Annotated in this window: 14 protein-coding genes and 1 pseudogene; 7 read left to right on the forward strand and 8 right to left on the reverse strand. The window is 66.1% G+C overall.

Going from position 1 to position 19,785, the window contains the following annotated elements; genetic code table 11:
* Positions 1-3: 3 nt before the first annotated feature.
* The 3 genes from flgK to SALMUC_RS10670 all read right to left on the reverse strand — a co-directional run bounded on the left by flgK (position 4) and on the right by SALMUC_RS10670 (position 3,751).
* Positions 4-1,464 carry a flagellar hook-associated protein FlgK gene (gene flgK / locus SALMUC_RS10660; RefSeq protein WP_021120211.1) on the reverse strand — a complete coding sequence of 487 codons (1,461 nt, stop codon included), beginning with the start codon at positions 1,462-1,464 and terminating at the stop codon, positions 4-6.
* A gap of 37 nt (positions 1,465-1,501) precedes the next feature.
* Complete coding sequence (locus SALMUC_RS10665) at positions 1,502-2,800, reverse strand: flagellar hook protein FlgE (protein ID WP_020039440.1); 1,299 nt, start codon at positions 2,798-2,800, stop codon at positions 1,502-1,504.
* A gap of 99 nt (positions 2,801-2,899) precedes the next feature.
* Complete coding sequence (locus tag SALMUC_RS10670; protein WP_020039441.1) at positions 2,900-3,751, reverse strand: flagellar motor protein MotB; 852 nt, start codon at positions 3,749-3,751, stop codon at positions 2,900-2,902.
* A gap of 217 nt (positions 3,752-3,968) precedes the next feature.
* Between SALMUC_RS10670 and SALMUC_RS10675 the strand changes: the two genes are divergently transcribed.
* The 3 genes from SALMUC_RS10675 (at position 3,969) to SALMUC_RS10685 (ending at position 8,418) form a co-directional block, all read left to right on the forward strand.
* Positions 3,969-6,155 (forward strand): YjbH domain-containing protein, encoded by a 2,187-nt coding sequence (locus tag SALMUC_RS10675; protein WP_020039442.1) that lies wholly within the window; start codon positions 3,969-3,971, stop codon positions 6,153-6,155.
* Positions 6,152-6,826 (forward strand): YjbF family lipoprotein, encoded by a 675-nt coding sequence (locus SALMUC_RS10680; protein ID WP_020039443.1) that lies wholly within the window; start codon positions 6,152-6,154, stop codon positions 6,824-6,826. The genes SALMUC_RS10675 and SALMUC_RS10680 overlap by 4 nt, the downstream gene beginning before the upstream one ends.
* A 152-nt stretch (positions 6,827-6,978) precedes the next feature.
* Positions 6,979-8,418, forward strand: a complete 1,440-nt coding sequence (locus tag SALMUC_RS10685) for a mannose-1-phosphate guanylyltransferase/mannose-6-phosphate isomerase (protein WP_037371709.1) — start codon at positions 6,979-6,981, stop codon at positions 8,416-8,418.
* A gap of 93 nt (positions 8,419-8,511) precedes the next feature.
* On the opposite strand, the gene SALMUC_RS10690 is transcribed toward SALMUC_RS10685, so the two are convergent.
* Together SALMUC_RS10690 and SALMUC_RS10695 are read right to left on the reverse strand one after the other, a co-directional pair.
* Complete coding sequence (locus tag SALMUC_RS10690; RefSeq protein WP_245584698.1) at positions 8,512-9,162, reverse strand: sugar transferase; 651 nt, start codon at positions 9,160-9,162, stop codon at positions 8,512-8,514.
* Positions 9,163-9,576: 414 nt separating this feature from the next.
* Complete coding sequence (locus SALMUC_RS10695; RefSeq protein ID WP_020039446.1) at positions 9,577-11,832, reverse strand: NADP-dependent malic enzyme; 2,256 nt, start codon at positions 11,830-11,832, stop codon at positions 9,577-9,579.
* A 132-nt stretch (positions 11,833-11,964) separates the two neighbouring features.
* Here SALMUC_RS10695 and mutS point away from each other — a divergent pair.
* Positions 11,965-14,609: pseudogene (gene mutS / locus SALMUC_RS10700) on the forward strand (DNA mismatch repair protein MutS).
* A 33-nt stretch (positions 14,610-14,642) separates the two neighbouring features.
* On the opposite strand, the gene SALMUC_RS10705 reads toward mutS, so the two are convergent.
* On the reverse strand, positions 14,643-15,197 hold the full coding sequence (locus SALMUC_RS10705; RefSeq protein ID WP_020039447.1) for a nucleotide exchange factor GrpE: 555 nt from the start codon (positions 15,195-15,197) through the stop codon (positions 14,643-14,645).
* 9 nt (positions 15,198-15,206) lie between these two features.
* On the reverse strand, positions 15,207-16,271 hold the full coding sequence (gene hrcA, locus SALMUC_RS10710; protein WP_020039448.1) for a heat-inducible transcriptional repressor HrcA: 1,065 nt from the start codon (positions 16,269-16,271) through the stop codon (positions 15,207-15,209).
* 113 nt (positions 16,272-16,384) lie between these two features.
* On the opposite strand from hrcA, the gene rph reads away from it, so the two are divergent.
* Genes rph through hemW form a run of 3 tightly spaced genes read left to right on the forward strand, consistent with a single transcriptional unit; the run spans position 16,385 to position 18,862 of the window.
* Positions 16,385-17,098 (forward strand): ribonuclease PH, encoded by a 714-nt coding sequence (gene rph / locus SALMUC_RS10715; RefSeq protein WP_021120217.1) that lies wholly within the window; start codon positions 16,385-16,387, stop codon positions 17,096-17,098.
* Positions 17,095-17,706: an RdgB/HAM1 family non-canonical purine NTP pyrophosphatase gene (gene rdgB, locus SALMUC_RS10720; protein ID WP_020039450.1), complete on the forward strand. Its 612-nt coding sequence runs from the start codon at positions 17,095-17,097 to the stop codon at positions 17,704-17,706. The genes rph and rdgB overlap by 4 nt, the downstream gene beginning before the upstream one ends.
* Positions 17,669-18,862 (forward strand): radical SAM family heme chaperone HemW, encoded by a 1,194-nt coding sequence (gene hemW / locus SALMUC_RS10725; protein ID WP_051155894.1) that lies wholly within the window; start codon positions 17,669-17,671, stop codon positions 18,860-18,862. Before rdgB ends, hemW begins: the two co-directional genes overlap by 38 nt.
* Here hemW and SALMUC_RS10730 read toward each other — a convergent pair.
* A complete protein-coding gene (locus tag SALMUC_RS10730) occupies positions 18,859-19,767 on the reverse strand; it encodes a ParB/RepB/Spo0J family partition protein (RefSeq protein ID WP_020039452.1) in 909 nt (302 codons plus the stop codon). The genes hemW and SALMUC_RS10730 overlap by 4 nt on opposite strands.
* Positions 19,768-19,785: the final 18 nt, after the last annotated feature.

Below are 19,785 nucleotides of genomic sequence, written 5' to 3' on the forward strand. Positions count from 1 at the left end.
TCCTCAGATGCTCAGCAGGGTCTGCATGAGATCGTCGACGACGGTCATGACCCGCGCGTTTGCCGCATAGTGCTGCTCCACGCGCATCAGGGTCTGCAGTTCGGCGTCGGTATCGACACCCTTGGACAGCTCGAGTTCCCGCAAGGCTGTGTGGCGAGCCGTGTTGTACGCCACCTCGCCATCCGCCCGGACCCGCGCAGCCGAGACCGCGGCGTGAAAATCCGCGACATGCGAGGCGAAACTGCGCGCACCTGTCCCGAGGGCGGCAGACGCCGGTGCAACCAGTGCATCGAGCGTATCGGAATAGCCGCCGATCAACGTCGCATCGCCCACGGGACCGGGGGTTGCGGCTCCCAACCCGTCTCGCAGACGCCACAGTCCGGCCCCGTCGGGCTCGACCAGCGAATTGAGCGAGATGCGGCCGGCGAGGCCCGTTTCGTCGACGGGGTTGAATGCTGCACCGGCGTCGGTGAACAATCCGGGATCGCCTGGCGTGAGGGTGCCATCCGGACCGCCGGGACCGAAGCGCTCGACGAGGTCGCGTGCAAGACCGTCCAGAACGGCCTGCATGTCGGGCGCCGCCCTATCGCGGATCTGCAATTGGGCCCCGAGAGTGCCGCCGCCGAGCGGTCCTGCGTTTCCGCTGTTGATCGGTTGACGATTGATGCTGAGACCCGAGAGCGCGCCGCCGGTGAGGGTCATGTCTGCCGTGATCGGTTCAGTCGGCGTGAACCCGATTTCGGCCGGCTGGCTGTTGATCATGCTGTCGAGCAGAACCGTTCCGGATGCCGCATAGAGCGCAAGCCCACCGTTGTCCCGTTCAACGGTGCGCAGGGGCACGATGTCCGAGATCGTATCGATCGCACGCTGACGTTCATCCATGAGCGATGACGCGTCCCCGTTACGCACCATTGTTTCGGCAATCGCAGAATTGAGCTGTCTGACCTGCTGCAGTGCCCCGTTCAGAGTGCCGACCTGCCGGGCGACCGATTGATCGGCTTCGACGCGTGCTTGCTGAACGTCTCCGGACAGGCTGTTCATTGTCCGGGCAAAGTCCCGCGCGGTATGGGCGACTGTCTGCAGGCGCTGGGTCGATGCCGTGTTGGACGATGCCGAGGTCAGCGCGTTCTCGAAGGCGGTGAAGCGTGCCGTGAGTGATCCCTCTTCGCCGCTTTCACCGAGAAGGTCCGCGAAGCGGGTTGCGAAGGTCTGCATGTCGCCCGCGAAACCGGCCTGGGCATCCGACAGGCGGCGATCTGCAAGGACGCCTGTGTCGACCTGGCGCTGGACGCCGTCGATCCAGACGCCACCCGCGCTTCCCGCGGTCCGGGGCGATAGCGACAAGACGCGACGGCCGTAGCTTTCCGTTGTGGCATTCGCGATGTTGGACGATATCAGCGTCGCGGCGCGACTGTTGGCGGTGAGGCCGCTCAGGGCGTTGGAAAGAGCTCCGGACAACGACATTCAGCGGCCTCCCGTGGTGGGCCGATCCCGTGCGGGATCAGCGCTTGATGTTGGTGGTTTCCTGCAGCATCTCGTCGACGGTTTGGATCACCTTGGCGTTCGACGAATAGGCCCGCTGCGTCTGGATCATGTCGGTCAGCTCTTCGGCGATATCGACCGAGCTTTCTTCGAGCGCGTAGGACTGGATTCCGCTGGTGGGCCCCTCGCCCGCATCCCAGAGGAAGAACGGCCCGCTTTCCGGCGAGACGCCGAAGGTCTGGTTGTCCATCGCGATCAGGCCGTTGTAGTTGCGCACGTCGGCAAGCGGGACCTTGTAGAGAACCCGGCTGTCGCCGGAATCGTAGAGCGCACGAACGAGGCCGTTCTCGTCGACCTCGACCGAGACCATGTTGCCGGTGGTAGAGCCGTCCTTCTCGATCGAGATGGGGGCGAAATCGTCTCCCAGCTGGGTAATTCCCGTCGTATCTCCAAGGGCACCGATGTCGAACTCGATGGGCCCTCCGAGGACGTCGACGCTCAAGAGACCGGTCACGTCGTCGTAGGCACCGCCGGTCACGGTGGTGACGGCCGAAATCGTGCCGCCACCGCCCACGGTATCGTCGAAGGTCAGGGTATATTCGCCGATGACCGCACCATCCTGGGCGGAGTCGGTCATGACCATGGTCCACTCGTTCGAGGCGCCGGTGGCCGGCACCGTCGGCGTGAAGGTCATGGTGATCGTCTGCGACTTGCCGAGGTTGTCGAAATACTCGATCGTCATCGTCTCGGCCTCGCCCGAGCCGCCGGCGTCGGTGCCGGTCGCGGGCAGGTTCAGGCTGAGATCGACCGCAGTGGTCGGGTCGTTTGAGACATTCGGCGTGAAGCGGATCGGCTCGAGCCCGTCCATGCTGTCACGGGCGTAGGTCGGGAAGCTTCCGTCCTGGTTCGCCGGCCAGCCCATGAGCAGCGAGCCCGAGGTATTGGCGAGATATCCGTTCTCGTTCATCCGGAACGAGCCGGTAGAGGTCAGCATCATGTCCAGCTCGTCGCTGCCGCTGAGCACCTGCGCCTGGTTCGCCACCGGCATCATTCCGCGCCCGCGGACGGTGAGGTCCGTCGCGTTGCCCGTGGCCACCAAAGAGCCGCGCTCCGACACGAGACGCATGTTCGTCGCCCGCACGCCACCAGCGACGTAGGTCCGCGAATCGTTGGTCGCGACGAAGGAATTGAAGTCGGTCACCGCCCGGCGATAGCCGTAGGTCGATGCGTTCGCGATATTGTCGGAGATAGCCGCCAGCCGGTTCGCGTTGGCCGAGAGGCCCGAAACACCGGCATTCAGGGACGAGGAGATTGTCATGGACACGCCTTTCTGCTGTCTCGATTGGTCTTCGAGGCCAACAGATACGGGCGGCGGCTTAATGTCCGGCTAACAGATAAAAAGCCGCCCACTTCCGGATCAGGTCTGCCGCAGGAAAATCACCTCGAGGCGATTGTTGCGCCGGTCCATCGGGTTGGCTTGCGCCGGCTCCCGGTCGGCATGCGCCGTTGTGCGGGCCACGCGCGCGGGATCCAGGCCATTGGCCGTCAGCAGGCCACGAAAACTCTCGGCCCGGGCCGAGGACAGCTCCCACGCCGGATCGCGCGCCATGACCACCGGGAAAGCGCTGGTATGCCCCTCGACCGCCACCGGGTTGGTCACGAGGCCCGCCACCCTGACCAGAACACCCGCAAGGTCGCGCAGCAGGTCCGTGGGCGCGCCACTGTCCTCGAAGAGCCGCGCGCCGTCGGTCTCGAACAGCTCGACCACCAATCCTTCATCGGTGACGCGCGTCACGATATGCCGCATCAGCCCGTCATCGACCATGCTTTCGCCGAACCGACCGACAAGCGCCTCTTCCAGCGCCTCGAGCGCGCGCGTCTCGGCCTCTTCGGCGGCGGATCTGTCCTGCTCGGCATCCATCGGCGAAAAAGCGCCGCGCGCGGCTTTGGATTCGGTCGGGCGCAGGTTCGTGGCACCGGTGCCGACGCGCGGCAGCACGTTCTCGGACATGGTGCTTTCGCCCCCCAGCGCCCCGTCGCCGCCGCCCGATACCCGGGCGATCGCCACGGTCGGGCTGAAGTAGTCGGCCAGCCCCTTGCGCTGCTTTTCCGTCGTCGCGTTCAACAGCCACATCAGCAGGAAAAAGGCCATCATCGCCGTGACGAAGTCGGCGTAGGCAACCTTCCAGGCACCACCATGGTGCCCGTCGCCACCGACGACCTTTTTCCGTTTGATGATGACCGGCGCGACATTGCTGTCCACGCTCATATCCACCACCTGTTTTCACACCCCGCGGAGGGGATACCGGCGTGCGCCTTACCCCTCGCTTAACATTTCAAAATGTCGGCGCTATCGCGGGCAGCTCAGGGGACCCGACGTGCCGAATATCCCACATCGTGCCGGGCACACGCCGGGTAAGATGGACAGGCCACGGGATTCCGACTAGCAGTGAATCGGACTTGCGGCAGCGGGACGGGGACGCTTCATGGCGCACGCAGCGGAATTTCATGCGGCGAAACGGCTCGGGCGCGCGCTCATGGCGGGCACCGGGCTGGGTGCGCTGCTGGCGGCGGGCGCGCTTCATGCCCAGGAGATGCCCTCCTTCAACCTGTACGGCATGCCGGGCATGATCGACATGCCCTCGGCCGAGGCGGCGCCGGACGGCACGCTCGCGCTGAGCTACGGCAAGCTGGGCGACAGCAACCGCGGCACCCTGATCTTCCAGATCACGCCGAAACTCACCGGCGCCTTCCGCTATACCGGCATCCAGGACTATCAGGCGCTGGGCGCGGTCGACGGGGTCTACTATGACCGCAGCTTCGACCTTCGCTACCAGCTCTGGGACGAAACGGACCTGCGGCCGGCGGTGGCCGTGGGCCTGCAGGACTTCATCGGTACAGGTGTCTACAGCGGCGAATACGTCGTCGCGACCAAGACCCTCGGCGGCAACTTCAAGGTCACGGCGGGCCTCGGCTGGGGCCGGCTGGGCACCTACAATTCCGTCGCGACCTTCGGCTCGCGGCCGCCGATCCTCGGTGCGAACAACATCTTCACCGGCGCCAACGAGACCGGCGGCACACCCACCTACGACCGCTGGTTCCGTGGCGACGTGGCGCCGTTCGGCGGCATCAGCTGGTCGCCCACCGACCGGCTGACCTTCAAGCTGGAATATTCCTCGGACGACTACCGGGTCGAGTCGACCAACGCGACGTTCGATCACGCCGCCCCGGTGAACCTGGGCGTCGATTACACCCTGAAGAACGGCACGCAGGTCTCGGCCTACTACGCCTACGGCAGCGAGGTCGGCCTGCAGCTGACCTATCCCTTCAACCCCAAGACGCTGGGCATGCCCGGCGGGGTCGAGGATGCCGGGGTTCCGGTCAAGCCGCGCGAGCCGTCCGACGTGAACGATCTCGGCTGGACGGCCAACCTGCCGCAACGCCAGCAAAGCGCGCGCGAGCGTCTGGCCACCAGCCTCCAGCGCGAGGACCTCGAGATCGAGGGCTTCCGGCTGGAACCGCGCCGGGCCACGATCCGGCTGCGCAACCCGCTTTACGGGGCGCCCTCGCAGGCCATCGGCCGCGCGGCTCGGGTCATGACGCGCACCCTGCCCGCCTCGGTCGAGGAATTCGTCATCGTCCCGGTCGAGAACGGCATGCCCATGTCGGCGGTCGTTCTCCAGCGCTCGGACCTCGAGGCGCACGAAAACGACGCTGCGGTCGAGATGCTGGCCCGGACGCGGATCACCGACGCCTTCGGACAGGCGCCGGAGATGGACCTGACCGAGTATCCCAAGTTCATCTGGGCGCTCGAACCCTACTACGCCTACAGCACGTTCGACCCGCAGTCGCCGTTGCGCATGGACTTCGGCGCGCGGCTGACCGGCGATTATTTCCTCACGCCGAACGTCATCCTGACCGGGAAGATCAAGAAGCGGGTGATCGGCAACCTGGACCAGATCGACCGCGAGGACGAGTCCAAGCTACCCCGCGTGCGCACGGACTACGGCGCCTACAACCGCGAGGGCGATCCCGCCATCGAGCAGCTCACGATCGCCCATTTCGGGCGCCCGGGGCGCAACCTCTACAGCCGGTTCACCTTCGGCATCCTCGAGCAGATGTATGCCGGCGCCTCGGCCGAGCTGCTGTGGAAACCCGTGGCCAGCCGCCTCGCGCTGGGGGTCGAAGTCAACTACGTCCGCCGCCGAGAGTTCGACCAGATGCTGGGCATCCAGGAGAACGTGACCGTCGACCCGGTTTCGGGCGCCGAGCTCACCTTCCCCGAGGTGAACGGCCATGTCTCGGCCTACTATGATTTCGGCAACGGCTTCCACGGACAGCTCGACGTGGGCCGCTACCTCGCCGGGGACTACGGCGCGACGATCACCGTGCACCGCGAGTTCGCGAACGGCTGGAAGGTCGGCGCCTTCGCCACCTTCACCGACGTCTCGGAAGAGGAGTTCGGCGAAGGCTCGTTCGACAAGGGCATCCTCATCACCATACCGCTCTCGGTCGGCCTCGGCACACCGTCCCGGACGACATCGACAGTCGCGCTGCGCTCGGTCCAGCGGGACGGCGGCGCACGGGTCTTCGTGCCCGACCGGCTCTATGAAAAGGTGCGCACATGGCACGAACCCGATGTCGTGGACAGCTGGGGGAGGTTCTGGAGATGATCCGACGGACGCTGCGCCGGCTGGCGCCGCTGGGCCTTCTCGCCGCGCTGGCGGCCTGCGGGAACAGCCCCTACCAGGCCGATCCCTTCTCGACGCTTTACGAGTCGCTGCGCCCCGGCGGGGACGGTGCGCCCGGTGCACTCACGCAGGAGGCCATCGCCCAGACGCTGGCGGGCGCAGGCGACCGCGCGGTGACCTTCCTCGAGATCGACGAGCGCGAGTCCCAGTCCCTGCTGGTCAATATCGAAAGCAACCCGCCCTACCGGACCTATGCCACGCCGACGCGTCAGGCCGTAACCATCCGCGACGGCATGATCGTCGCGACCCGGGGTCTTGGCGGCGACCTGATGTCGGTGGACGAGGACGAACTTCTTTCGCTGGTCCGCAGCCGTACCAAGGGCGAGGCGGTCTACATCCAGCGGTTCCTGAGGTCCGACGATCGCACCGTGCCGCTGACCTATCGCTGCAGCGTCGAGCCGGACAAGTCCATCGACGTGTCGATGGGCCTTATCCAGACTCCTGCGCGCGAGGTCGTGGCGGCCTGCACAAGCGATGTCGGCCCGCCCTTCGTGGATTACTACGTCGTCGACCCTTCAGGCCAGATCGTCGCCTCACGTCAGTGGCTCGGGCGCATCACCGGCTACGTGAGTACGCACGTTCTGCGTCGCTGAGCGCCGCTTGCCGAACGACTGACAGAAATGGCGCGACGTCGGTCGGCTGTGGTCCCGACAAGATATTTTGATGATTCGAATTTTTCGCTGCATTCTGGCGGCGCCGGCGACGAAGTCTGCCGCTTATATTGTATTACGAATTGGCAAGAGACATGACGACCAGAATTCATCCCGTTCTCCTCTGCGGCGGTTCCGGCACGCGGTTGTGGCCCATTTCCCGCAAGAGTTACCCCAAGCAGTTTGTTCACCTCATGGGTGAGGAGACGCTGTTCCAGGCGTCAGCGCGGCGTTTGTCCGGACACACGGCCGAAATGTTCTTCGACAAGCCGGTGGTCGTGACCAACGCCGACTTCCGGTTCATCGTGACCGAACAGCTTCATGACGTGGGCATAGATCCCGGCGCCGTGCTGATCGAGCCGGAGGGACGCAATACCGCTCCGGCCGTCCTGGCCGCCGCGCTACATGTCGCCGCCGAGGACCCGGAGGCCATCCTGCTGGTCGCGCCATCGGATCACGTGGTGCCGGACATCGAAGCGTTCCACTCGGCCGTAGAGCGCGGCATGGCGGCTGTCGAGGCGGGCAGCCTGGTGACGTTCGGGATCACGCCGGACCGCCCTGAAACCGGCTATGGCTACCTCGAAATGGCCAGCGCGTCGGACGGCTCCGGCGCTGCGGTCGATCTGAAGCGTTTCGTCGAAAAGCCCGACGCGGCCACGGCGGAAAAGATGCTCCAGGCAGGCACCTACCTGTGGAACGCCGGGATATTTCTCTTCCGTGCCTCGGATGTCATCGCCGCCTTCGAGCGTTTTGCACCCTCGGTCATCGAACCCGTCCGCGACGCCCTGGCCGAGGCCAAGCCCGACCTCGGCTTCCTGCGCCTCGCGCCAGAACCCTGGTCGAAGGCCGAGGACATCTCGCTGGACTACGCCGTCATGGAAAAGGCCGATGCCCTCTCCGTGGTGCCCTTCGATTCCTCTTGGTCCGACCTGGGCGGCTGGGACGCTGTATGGCGTGAAAGCGGACCGGACGCGACTGGTGTGGTGACGTCCGAGGCGGCCACGGCCATCGACTGCGAGAACACCCTGCTGCGCTCGGACGGTTCAAACCTCGAGGTGGTGGGAATCGGCCTGAAGAACATCATGGCCATCGCGATGAACGATGCCGTGCTTGTCGCCGACATGTCGCGGGCACAGGACGTGAAGCAGGCCGTCACGGCTCTGAAGGCCAAGGGCGCCTCGCAGGCCACCTGCTTCCCCAAGGATCACCGGCCCTGGGGCTGGTTCGAAAGCCTCGTCGTGGGTACCCGATTCCAGGTGAAGCGAATCCTCGTGCATCCCGGCGCCTCGCTCTCGCTGCAATCGCACTTCCACCGCTCCGAGCATTGGATCGTGGTCGAGGGGACCGCCAAGGTCACCGTTGACGACGAGGTCAAGCTCGTGACCGAGAACCAGTCGATCTACGTGCCCCTCGGCGCCGTGCACCGCATGGAGAACCCCGGCAAGGTGCCGATGGTCCTGATCGAGGTCCAGACCGGCGCCTACGTCGGCGAGGACGATATCGTGCGATACGAGGACGTCTACGCGCGCGGCTGATCCCGGCTGCGCCCCGCCCCGAAACGCGAAACGCCGGACCCGAGGGTCCGGCGTTTTCCTTTTCAACGTAGCGTGATGCGGATCTTGGCGGCCTCAGCGTCCGGTGCGATCCAGGACCGACATGCCGGTGAGGGCAATCAGCCTGAGGTCGGTAAGGAACGAGACCGTCTGCAAGTACTGCAGGTCCATCGCGACGCGTTCCTCGTAGCTCACGTCGTTGCGGCCCGAGACCTGCCAGAGCCCGGTGATGCCCGGCTTGAGCGACAGGTAGGCGGTGCGCGCATGGCCGTATTTCTTCATCTCCGAGCGGACCACGGGACGCGGACCGACGAAGCTCATCTCGCCCCGCAGCACGTTCCAGATCTGCGGCAATTCATCGAGGCTGGTCGACCGCAGGAAGCCACCCATCTTCGTGATGCGGGGATCGTTCTGCAGCTTGTGGTCCCGGGCCCATTCCGCTGCGGCCTCGGGATTGCTCATCAGGTGCTCGGCCAGTCGCGCCTCGGCATCGGGCACCATGGTTCGGATCTTCCAGCAGCGGAAGACCTTGCCGTTCCGGCCGATCCGACGGTGACCGAAGAAGCCCGGCCCGCCATCGCGGGCGGTCATGGCCCAGAGCACCGAGATGACCGGGAGCAGAACCGGGAGCAATGCAACGGCGAGCGCGATGTCGAAGATACGCTTGGCAACGACCGTGTAGAACGTGCGGCTTTCGCGGCGGATCGCAACCCGGCTCTCGTGCAGATCCAGCGCGGCATGGGCGTCTTGAAGCGGTATGGATGCCGAAATCACGTCTAAACCTCCTTAAGTCCCGGTTGCACCATTTGCACCGGAAACTCGGCAATAGATCTCGTTAAAGTTGAGTGGGCTTCGTTAACCCTACCCTAGGAATAGCATTGGAGGTTGTCTACATGCTGCACCTGCAAACACTACTTTTCACGATGGATTGGCCAAAATTTTCCAAAATCGCGTGAGCAATTGCACAAAAATCGCAACACGTTTCAACTAAAGATTAACAATTCATCGGGAACGATGCCAGCCCCGGAGCGTTATGTGCGTGCGAAAGCACTGAATCGGGTGCCGGGCCCTGGCTGATCGGGCACATGGTAGACCATTTGCCCGACCCTTCGTCTCCGAACGTCAGATTGACCTGCGCTTTCAGCCGACCTTGCAGGCTGCCAGAACCGCCATGTTGAGGATGTCGCTTGCCGTGGAGGTCGTCGAGCAGATCTGGATCGACTCGTCGACACCGGCCAGGATCGGACCGATCACCGTCGCGCCCGCCATCTCCTGCATGAGCTTCACCGAGATCGAGGCCGAGTGCCGCGCCGGAACCACCAGGATGTTGGCCGGGCCCGTAAGCCTCTGGAACGGGTAGTGTTCCTGCGCCTGGCGGTTCAGAGCCACGTCCACCGTCATTTCGCCCTCGTATTCGAAGGACACCCCGCGCGCGTCCAGCACCTGAGACGCGTGGTGCATCTTCTGGGCGCGCTCCGAGACCGGGTAGCCGAAAGTCGAGAAGGACACGAAGGCCACCCGCGGCTCGAGTCCGAGGTGCCGTGCCACGTCCGCGGCGCGCTCGGCGATGTTGGCGAGGTCTTCCTGCTCCGGCCATTCATGCACAAGCGTGTCGGTGATCATCACGATCCGCCCCTTGTGGAGCAGCGCGGTCACGCCCGCGGCACCGTGCTGCGCGTCGGCATCGAAAACGTGGTTGATCAGCTCCATGACGTGCGCCGACTTGCGCGTCGCCCCGGTGATAAGCCCGTCGCCATGCCCATGCGCCAGCATCAGCGCTGCAAAGACGTGCCGGTCACGCGCCGCGAGCCGGTGAACGTCCTGGTAGTCATGCCCCTTGCGCTGCAGCCGGCGGTAGAGAAAGTCCTTGTAGGTCTCGAGATGCCGCGTGTTGGCCGCGTTCACCACGGTCAGCTCGCGCACGGCATCGGCCAGACCGGCCTCCTCCAGCTTCTGTTTCACGTCGGCCTCGCGGCCCACGACCAGCGCCTTGCCCAGTCCGTTGCGTTGATACATGACCGCCGCGCGCAGCACGCGCGGATCGTCGCCCTCGGCAAAGATCATTCGCGCCTGCGCCGAGCGGGCCCGTGCGTTGATGCTGCGCAGGATCGAGGCGGTCGGGTCCATGCGGACCTTCAGCGTCTCCTCGTAGGCGTTCATGTCGACGATGGGCCGCCGCGCTGCGCCGGTGTCCATGCCGGCCTTGGCCACGGCGGGCGGAATGCGGTGGATCAGCCGGGGATCGAAGGGCGTGGGGATGATGTAGTCGCGGCCGAAGGTCAGCGCCTTGCCATAGGCCAGCGCCACCTCGTCGGGAACGTCCTCGCGCGCAAGCTCGGCCAGCGCCTGTGCGCAGGCGATCTTCATCTCGTCGTTGATGGCGCGCGCGTGGATGTCCAGGGCGCCGCGGAAGAGATAGGGAAAGCCCAGGACGTTGTTCACCTGGTTGGGGTAGTCGCTGCGTCCGGTGGCGACGATGGCGTCGACGCGAACCTCGTGCGCCTCTTCCGGCGTGATCTCGGGGTCCGGGTTCGCCATGGCGAAGATCACCGGGTTGTCGGCCATGCTGGCGACCATCTCCTGCGTGACCGCGCCGCGCACCGACACGCCAAGGAAGACGTCGGCACCCTCCATCGCCTCTTCCAGCGTGCGCAGGTCGGTGTTGACGGCATGCCCCGACTTCCACTGGTTCATGCCCTCGGTGCGACCCTGGTAGATCACGCCCTTGGTGTCGCAGACGATGCAGTTCTCGTGCCGCGCGCCCATGGCCTTGAGCAGCTCGATGCAGGCGATCCCCGCCGCGCCCGCGCCGTTCAGCACGATGCGGCAGTCCTCGATCTTCTTGCCGGAAAGATGCAACGCGTTGATCAGCCCCGCCGCACAGATCACCGCCGTGCCGTGCTGGTCGTCGTGGAAGACCGGGATATCCATCTCTTCCTTGAGGCGCTGCTCGATGATAAAACACTCGGGCGCCTTGATGTCCTCGAGGTTGATGCCTCCGAAGGTCGGACCCATCAGCTTGCAGGCCTTGATGAATTCCTCTGGGTCCTCGGTGTCGAGCTCGATGTCGATCGAGTTCACGTCGGCGAAGCGCTTGAACAGCACCGACTTGCCCTCCATCACCGGCTTCGAGCCGAGCGCGCCAAGGTTGCCCAATCCCAGCACCGCCGTGCCGTTCGAGATCACGGCGACGAGGTTGCCCTTGTTGGTGTAGTCGTAGGCCAGCTCGGGGTTCTCGGCGATTTCCTCGCAGGGAACGGCGACGCCCGGCGAATAGGCCAGCGAGAGATCACGCTGGGTGGTCATGGGCACGGTGGCCTGCACCTCCCACTTGCCCGGCGTGGGCTCGAGATGGAAGGCAAGCGCCTCCTCGCGTGTAAACTTGCGGCTGGCCATGGTGCCCTCTCCCTCCGATGCGGCAGAGCCGGTCTTAGCGCAGGGTCAAGTCCCGCTCAACCGCGCTGTTTTCGGCTTTCGCCGGGGTTCGCGGGCTTTGCTATGCCGGGGGCAACCGGACAGGGAGACGACATGACGGCCGTGACGCCGATGATGGCCCAGTATCTGGAGATCAAGGCCGCCCATCCGGACGCCTTGCTGTTCTACCGGATGGGCGATTTCTACGAGCTGTTCTTCGACGATGCCGCCGCCGCGGCCGAGGCGCTCGACATCGCGCTGACCAAGCGCGGCAAGCACGCGGGCGAGGATATCCCGATGTGCGGCGTGCCCGTGCATGCCGCCGAGGGCTACCTGCTGACGCTGATCCGCAAGGGGTTCCGCGTGGCCGTCTGCGAGCAGATGGAAAGCCCCGCCGAGGCCAAGAAGCGCGGGCACAAGTCCGTCGTGAAACGAGACGTGGTGCGGCTGGTGACGCCCGGCACGCTGACCGAGGAGTCGCTGCTCGAGGCACGGCGGCACAACTACCTCGCGGCGCTCGGCAAGGTCCGCGACGACTGGGCCCTGTCCTGGGCCGATATCTCGACCGGGGCGTTTCACGTCATGACGCTCAGCCGCGCGCGCATCGGCGCCGAGCTGGCGCGGCTGGCGCCCTCCGAACTCCTGGTTTCGGACGCGGTCGAGGAGGACCTGCGCGAAGTGCTCACCGACCTCGGCGTGCTGCCGACGGTGCTGGGACGTGCCTCCTTCGACTCCACCGGGGCCGAGGGGCGCCTCTGCACCCTCTTCCGGGTGCAGACGCTCTCGGGCTTCGGCACCTTCGACCGGGCCGAGCTGGGCGCCATGGGTGCGCTGGTCGACTACCTCGACATCACGCAGAAGGGCCGCCTGCCGCTGCTGCGCCCGCCGCAGAAGGACGCCGTCTCGCGCCTGTTGCAGATCGACGCGGCGACGCGGCGCAACCTCGAGCTCACGCAGTCGATGAACGGCGGGCGGCAGGGCTCGCTGCTGTCGGTGATCGACCGGACGGTGACGCCGGGCGGTGCGCGGCTTCTGGAACGGCGGGTGTCCTCGCCCTCGCGCGAACTCCCGGTGATCGTCGGGCCGACTGGCGGCGCTTGGACGTGGGCGATACGGAAACCACTACCCCTGCCCTGCGTGACAGCCTGCGCCGCGTGCCCGACCTCGACCGCGCGCTCTCGCGCCTGGGGCTGGACCGCGGTGGCCCGCGCGACCTTGCCGCCGTGCGCAACGCCCTGACCCAGGCCGAGGCCATTGCCGCCGCGCTGGCGGGCACCGAGCTGCCCCCACTGCTGGACGAGGCGCGCGGCGCGCTCACCGGCCACGACGAGCTGCTGGCCCTCCTCGACGCCGCGCTGGTGGCCGAGCCGCCGCTCCTCGCGCGCGACGGCGGGTTCATCGCCGAGGGCTACGACGCGCAGCTCGACGAGGCGCGCAAGCTGCGCGACGAGGGGCGTGGGGTCATAGCCGGGATGCAGGCGGACTACGCCGAGCAGACGGGCGTCGGCTCGCTCAAGATCAAGCACAACAACGTGCTGGGCTACTTCATCGAGACCACGGCCACCCACGCGGCCAAGATGCAGTCCCCGCCACTGAACGAGACCTTCATCCACCGCCAGACCACGGCCAACCAGGTGCGCTTCACCACGGTCGAACTGACCGAGCTGGAAACGCGGATCCTCAACGCCGGAAACGAGGCGCTGGAGATCGAAAAGCGTCTCTATGACAGCCTGAAAGGCGCCATTCTCGAGCAGGCGCCGCGCGTCTCCGAGACCGGCCAGGCGCTGGCCGAATTCGACGTGACCATCGCGCTGGCGGACCTAGCGCAGGCGCAGGACTGGTGCCGGCCGACGGTCGATGACAGCCGCGCCTTCGCCATCGAGGCCGGGCGGCACCCGGTCGTGGAACGCGCTCTGCAGCAACAGGGCGGCGGCGCCTTCATCGCCAATGACTGCGCCCTCACGGCACAGGGCGACCACGCGGCCGTGACCTTGCTGACGGGCCCCAACATGGCGGGCAAGTCGACCTACCTGCGACAGAACGCACTCATCGCGCTGCTGGCGCAAATGGGCAGCTATGTGCCGGCACGGTCCGCGCATCTCGGGCTGGTGAGCCAGATCTTCAGCCGCGTCGGCGCCTCGGACGACCTCGCGCGCGGCCGCTCGACCTTCATGGTCGAGATGGTCGAGACGGCGGCGATCCTGAACCAGGCCGACGACCGGGCGCTGGTGATCCTCGACGAGATCGGACGCGGCACCGCCACCTACGACGGCCTGTCCATCGCCTGGGCGACGCTGGAGCACCTGCACGGCGTCAACCGGGTGCGCGGGCTCTTTGCCACGCACTACCACGAATTGACGGCGCTCGCCGGCAAGCTCGAGGGCGTCGACAATGCCACTGTCGCGGTCAAGGAATGGGACGGCGAGGTGATCTTCCTGCACGAGGTGCGGCCCGGCGCGGCCGACCGCTCCTACGGAGTGCAGGTGGCGCAGCTCGCGGGCCTGCCCGGCCCGGTGATCGAACGCGCGCGCAGCGTGCTGGATGCGCTCGAGGCCGGCGAGCGCGACCGCTCCTCGCCCAAGGCGCTGATCGACGACCTGCCGCTCTTTTCCGCGGCGGCGACCACCGAGCCGCAGCCCAAGGCCCCTGCGGAGCCCTCGGGCGTCGAGACAAGGCTCGCCGAGCTGCTGCCGGACGAGATGACCCCGCGCGAAGCGCTGCAGGCAATCTACGATCTGAAGGGATTGCTTGGGGACTGACGGGCCGCGCGGGCCCGTCGGTCCATCGGGCATTCAGCCCTTGAAGGAGCTCACGCCAACCTGCGCCGGGCGCAGCAGACGGTCGTGCAGCATGAAACCCTCGGCCGAGACCTGGATGATCTCGCCGGCGGTGGTGCCGGGCACGGGGGCCTCGAACATCGCTTCGTGCTGCTGCGGGTCGAACTTGTCGCCGACCTCGGGCGTGATGGCGGTGACGCCATGCTTGGTAAAGACGTTTAGCAGCTCGCGCAGCGTCAGCTCAATGCCCTCGACCAGCGCGGTGCTGGACTCTTCCTCGCGCGCGACGCCAAGGGCGCGGTTGAGGTTGTCGTAGACCGGCAGCAGGTCGCGGGCGATGCGGGTGCCGCCGTATTGCTGGGCCTCGCGCCGATCCTTGTCGGCGCGCTTGCGGGCGTTCTCGGCATCGGCCAGCGCACGCATGAAGCGGTCCCTCATGTCGTCGCGTTCGGCGCGCAGCGCGTCGACCTCGGCCGCCTCGGGATCGATCTCTTCCCCGGCTTCTGCCTCGGCCTCGGCCTCCATGGCCTCGATGTCGTCGAGAAACTCGTCGTTCTTCGGGTCTGCCATTCCTAACCTCTAGCGTCGTTCGGCGATCAGTTTGCCGACCAGCTGGGCCGTATAGTCCACGATCGGGACAATCCGCCCGTAGTTGAGACGGGTGGGGCCGATCACACCCACCGCGCCGATAATCTTACGATCCGCGTTCATATAAGGAGAGACCACCAGAGAGGAACCCGAAAGTGAGAAAAGTTTGTTCTCCGAGCCGATAAAGATGCGCACACCCTCGCCCGTTTCGGTCAATTCCAGGAACTCGGCAATGTCCCGCTTGCGCTCGAGGTCGTCGAACAGGATGCGGATGCGATCCAGCTCGACCGTCTCGGACTCCCCGGCCAGCAGATTCGCCCGGCCGCGCACGATGAGCCGCGCCGAGGTGTCAGCCTCGTCCTCCCAGACAGCGACGCCGGCCTCGATCATCTCGGCGGCCAGGTCGTCGATCTCCTGCCGCCGCGTGCTGATCTCGCGCTGCATGTCGCGGCGCAGCTCCGACAACGTCTTGCCGCCCATCAGGGCGTTGAGGAAATTCGCGGCCTCGCGCATCGAGCTGGGCGTCTGTCCCGGCGGCGGCGTGAAGACGCGGTTCTCGACATGCCCGTCGGCGAAGACGAGCACCACCAGCGCCCGGTCGGCGCCGAGGTTCACGAACTCGATGTGCTTGATCGGCGCCTCGTGCTTGGGCGTGAGGACCAGCGAGGCGCCATGCGTCACTCCCGACAGTGCCGAGCCCACGCGGTCCAGCAACCCGCCCACATCGCCGCTGTTGGGCCCCAGCGTCGCATCCAGCTTCTCGCGGTCCTCGGTCTCGAGGTCGCGCACCTCGAGCAGGCTGTCGACGAACATCCGCAGGCCCTGGTGCGTGGGGATCCGACCCGCCGAGACATGCGGGCTGTCGAGCAGCCCCAGGTATTCGAGATCCTGCATCACGTTGCGGATGGTCGCCGCCGAGACCTTTTCGCTGAGCGTACGCGTCAGCGTCCGCGAACCCACGGGCTCGCCGGATTCCAGATAGGATTCCACCACCCGCCGGAATACCTCGCGCGAGCGATCATTCATTTCTTCGAGCAGTTTCGTTCGCTCTGTCATTCCACACGTCCTGGCTGACGGGCCAATTAAAGGCACCGCTCCGGTCCGGTCAATCGGGGTTGCGAGGGATGTTCGGCAGGATTATCCCGGGCGCAACCGAGAAGGGGTGCTCCATGAGACCGTCAGGACGAGATTTAAGCGAAATGCGCGGCGTTTCAATCGAAACGGGCGTCACGAAGCATGCCGAAGGCTCGTGCCTCATAAAGGTGGGTGACACGCACGTGATCTGCACCGCCTCGCTCGAGCCCCGTGTGCCGCCCTTCATCAAGGGATCGGGCCTTGGCTGGGTGACAGCGGAATACGGCATGCTGCCGCGCTCGACGGGCTCGCGCATGCGGCGCGAGGCCAGCTCTGGCAAGCAGGGTGGCCGCACGGTGGAAATCCAGCGCCTGATCGGCCGCTCGCTGCGCGCCGGCGTCGACCGCGTTGCCCTGGGCGAGCGCCAGATCACAGTGGACTGCGACGTGATCCAGGCCGACGGCGGCACCCGCTGCGCCGCCATCACCGGCGGCTGGGTGGCCCTGCGGCTGGCTGTGAACAAGCTGATGAAGGCCGGCGACGTGATCTCGGACCCCCTGCTCTCGCCCGTGGCGGCCGTGAGCTGCGGCATCTACGCCGGTCAGCCGGTGGTGGATCTCGACTACGCCGAGGACAGCGAGGCCGGCGTCGATGGCAACTTCATCCTGCGCGGCGACGGCCAGATCATCGAGGTGCAGATGTCGGCCGAGGGCGCGACCTTCTCGCGCGACCAGATGGGCCAACTGATGGACCTCGCCCAGGCGGGCGTGTCCGAGCTCGTCTCCGCGCAGAAGGCGGCCGTGGCATGAGCAAGGGCTTCGAGGGCGACCGGCTGCTGGTGGCGACCCACAACCGCGGCAAGCTGGAAGAGATCGCGGACCTGCTGCGGCCCTACGGCGTGACCGTCGTGGGCGCTGCCGAGATGGACCTGCCCGAGCCCGAGGAGACCGGCACCACCTTCGTCGAGAATGCCAGGATCAAGGCACATGCCGCGGCGCAGGCCACCGGCCTGCCCGCACTGGCCGACGACAGCGGTATCGCGATCGACGCGCTGGACGGCGCGCCGGGCGTCTATACCGCCGATTGGGCCGAAACCGAGACGGGGCGCGACTTCGTCATGGCCATGGAAAAGGCGCGTCGCGCGCTGCTGGACAGCGGCAAGCCCGAGCCCTGGACCGCCCGTTTCTGCTGTACACTCGTGCTGGCGCATCCGGACGGCAGCGACGACGTCTTCCCGGGCGAAATGCCCGGCCGGGTCGTCTGGCCGATGCGCGGAGACCAGGGGCACGGCTATGACCCGATCTTCGAGCCCGAGGGCTATGACATCACCTTCGGAGAGATGGACCGCTGGGAAAAGAACCGCATTAGCCACCGCGCCGATGCCTTCGCCAGGTTCGTCACGCACTGCTTTGGCTGAGATCCCGACCTGGCGGGCCGGCGGGTTCGGCCTCTACGTGCACTGGCCTTTCTGCGAGGCCAAGTGCCCCTACTGCGACTTCAACAGCCACGTCGTAAGCTTCGTCGACCAGGACCGCTGGGCGGCGGCGCTGGCCTCGGAAATCCGCCGCTATGGCGCGTTGACCGAGGGCCGCGTGCTGAACAGCATCTACTTCGGCGGCGGAACGCCCTCTCTCATGACGCCGGAAACGGTGGACACGGTGCTGCGCGCCGCGCGCGAGCATTGGGCCTGGGCCAACGACATCGAGATCACGCTTGAGGCCAATCCCCGTTCGGTCGAGGCCGGGCGGTTCGAAGGCTTTGCCCGCGCCGGCGTGAACCGCGTCTCTCTGGGCGTACAGGCCCTGCGCCCCGACGATCTGCGCCGTCTCGGACGCCTGCACGACGTGGACGAGGCCATGACGGCATTCGACATCGCCAAGCAGACCTTCGGCCGCGTGAGTTTCGACCTGATTTATGCGCGCCAGGGACAAAGCCTGCAGGACTGGGAAGTCGAGCTGCGCGAGGCACTCGATCACGCGGCGGATCACCTGTCGCTCTACCAGCTGACCATCGAGCAGGGCACGGCCTTCTGGGACCGCGCCCGCGCGGGCAAGCTGCGCGGTCTCCCGGACGAGGACCTGTCGGCCGACATGTATATCGCGACGCAGGAAATCTGCGAAGCGGCCGGCGTGCCGGCCTATGAGGTCTCCAATCACGCAGCGCCGGGAGCTGAATCCCGGCACAATCTCGTCTACTGGCGCGGGGGCGACTACGTGGGCGTCGGGCCCGGCGCTCACGGCCGGGTCACGCTTGACGGAGTCCGCCATGCCTCGGAAACACCGCTCGCGCCGGGAGCCTGGTTGCAGGCGGCCGAAGGCGGGTCTGCGGACTCGGTCTTCAATCCCTTGAGCCCTTCCGACATTCTGACAGAATATGTCATGATGTCATTGCGACTAACCGAGGGTCTGTCGGTGTCGCGCGCCGCCGCGATGCGGGCGAATACCTTGGATGAGACGCAGATCACCGACCTGATCGGTCATGGACTGCTGTGGCGTGACGGTGATCGGCTCGGGGCCACCCGGGATGGCCGGATGGTCCTGAATTCGCTGACGGGTGCGGTTCTGACCGACTAGCGCGACGAGCTAAGGATCATGCACAGCGCGTCAAGCTGCTCGAAACTGTCGAAAGCGATCGTCACCTTCCCGGTCTCGGTGTCCGGCTTATGATCCACCGTCACCTTCATGCCAAGCGCTGCAGATAGATCACCCTCGAGCGCCTTGGTATCCGCGTCCTTGTCCATCGGATACGCACCCTCGGGTGCTGCCTTGCGCCGCCGCGGCTTGTTGCCCTCCTGCGCCAGCTTCTCGGCCTCGCGGACCGAAAGCTTCTTGGCGACGATACGTTCTGCCAAAGCCTCGGGGTTTTCGGCGGTGATCAGTGTGCGCGCGTGCCCTGCGCTCAGATGACCGGACACGACCTTGTCCTGGACCGTCTCGGGCAGGTTCAGCAGGCGCAGGAGATTGGCGATATGGCTGCGGCTCTTGCCGAGCGCCTCGGCGATCTTTTCCTGCGTGTGTCCGAATTTATGCATGAGCTGACGATAGCCCGCCGCCTCTTCGATGGCGTTCAGATCGGCGCGCTGGATGTTCTCGATGATCGCGACCTCGAGCACTTCCTGGTCGTCGAGTTCGCGAATGAGAACCGGGACCTCGTGTAGCTGCGCCAGCTGCGCTGCGCGCCAGCGGCGCTCGCCGGCCACGATCTCGTAGTTGCCACCCTCCCCCGGCGCGGGCCGAACAATGATCGGTTGAATGATGCCCCGAGTGCGGACGGACTCCGCCAGTTCGTCGAGTTGCTCCTGGGTGAAGGTCCGGCGCGGCTGTTCCCGGTTCGGAACGAGCTTTTCGACCGGCAGAACACGATCTGGCTGACGCGGCGTTTCGGACTCCTCTGGCGCGGCCGGCCGAACGTCGACGTCCGACATCAGCGCCGACAGGCCACGGCCCAAACCGCGGCGGGTTTCTTTCTTATCCGACATCTCTGCTCATTTCTTCTA

Origin of the sequence: Salipiger mucosus DSM 16094 (genome assembly GCF_000442255.1) — a bacterium.
Classification (GTDB): Bacteria; Pseudomonadota; Alphaproteobacteria; order Rhodobacterales; family Rhodobacteraceae; genus Salipiger; species Salipiger mucosus.

Excerpts from the sequence above, each read along its gene's own strand:
- SALMUC_RS10670 (WP_020039441.1), bottom strand. The coding sequence starts at position 3,751 with ATGAGCGTGGACAGCAATGTCGCGCCGGTCATCATCAAACGGAAAAAG.
- hrcA (WP_020039448.1), bottom strand. The coding sequence starts at position 16,271 with ATGACAGAGCGAACGAAACTGCTCGAAGAAATGAATGATCGCTCGCGC.
- SALMUC_RS10685 (WP_037371709.1), top strand. The coding sequence starts at position 6,979 with ATGACGACCAGAATTCATCCCGTTCTCCTCTGCGGCGGTTCCGGCACG.
- SALMUC_RS10665 (WP_020039440.1), bottom strand. The coding sequence starts at position 2,800 with ATGACAATCTCCTCGTCCCTGAATGCCGGTGTTTCGGGCCTCTCGGCC.
- SALMUC_RS10695 (WP_020039446.1), bottom strand. The coding sequence starts at position 11,832 with ATGGCCAGCCGCAAGTTTACACGCGAGGAGGCGCTTGCCTTCCATCTC.
- rdgB (WP_020039450.1), top strand. The coding sequence starts at position 17,095 with ATGAGCAAGGGCTTCGAGGGCGACCGGCTGCTGGTGGCGACCCACAAC.
- flgK (WP_021120211.1), bottom strand. The coding sequence starts at position 1,464 with ATGTCGTTGTCCGGAGCTCTTTCCAACGCCCTGAGCGGCCTCACCGCC.
- SALMUC_RS10705 (WP_020039447.1), bottom strand. The coding sequence starts at position 15,197 with ATGGCAGACCCGAAGAACGACGAGTTTCTCGACGACATCGAGGCCATG.
- SALMUC_RS10680 (WP_020039443.1), top strand. The coding sequence starts at position 6,152 with ATGATCCGACGGACGCTGCGCCGGCTGGCGCCGCTGGGCCTTCTCGCC.
- SALMUC_RS10730 (WP_020039452.1), bottom strand. The coding sequence starts at position 19,767 with ATGTCGGATAAGAAAGAAACCCGCCGCGGTTTGGGCCGTGGCCTGTCG.
- rph (WP_021120217.1), top strand. The coding sequence starts at position 16,385 with ATGAGACCGTCAGGACGAGATTTAAGCGAAATGCGCGGCGTTTCAATC.
- hemW (WP_051155894.1), top strand. The coding sequence starts at position 17,669 with ATGCCTTCGCCAGGTTCGTCACGCACTGCTTTGGCTGAGATCCCGACC.
- SALMUC_RS10675 (WP_020039442.1), top strand. The coding sequence starts at position 3,969 with ATGGCGCACGCAGCGGAATTTCATGCGGCGAAACGGCTCGGGCGCGCG.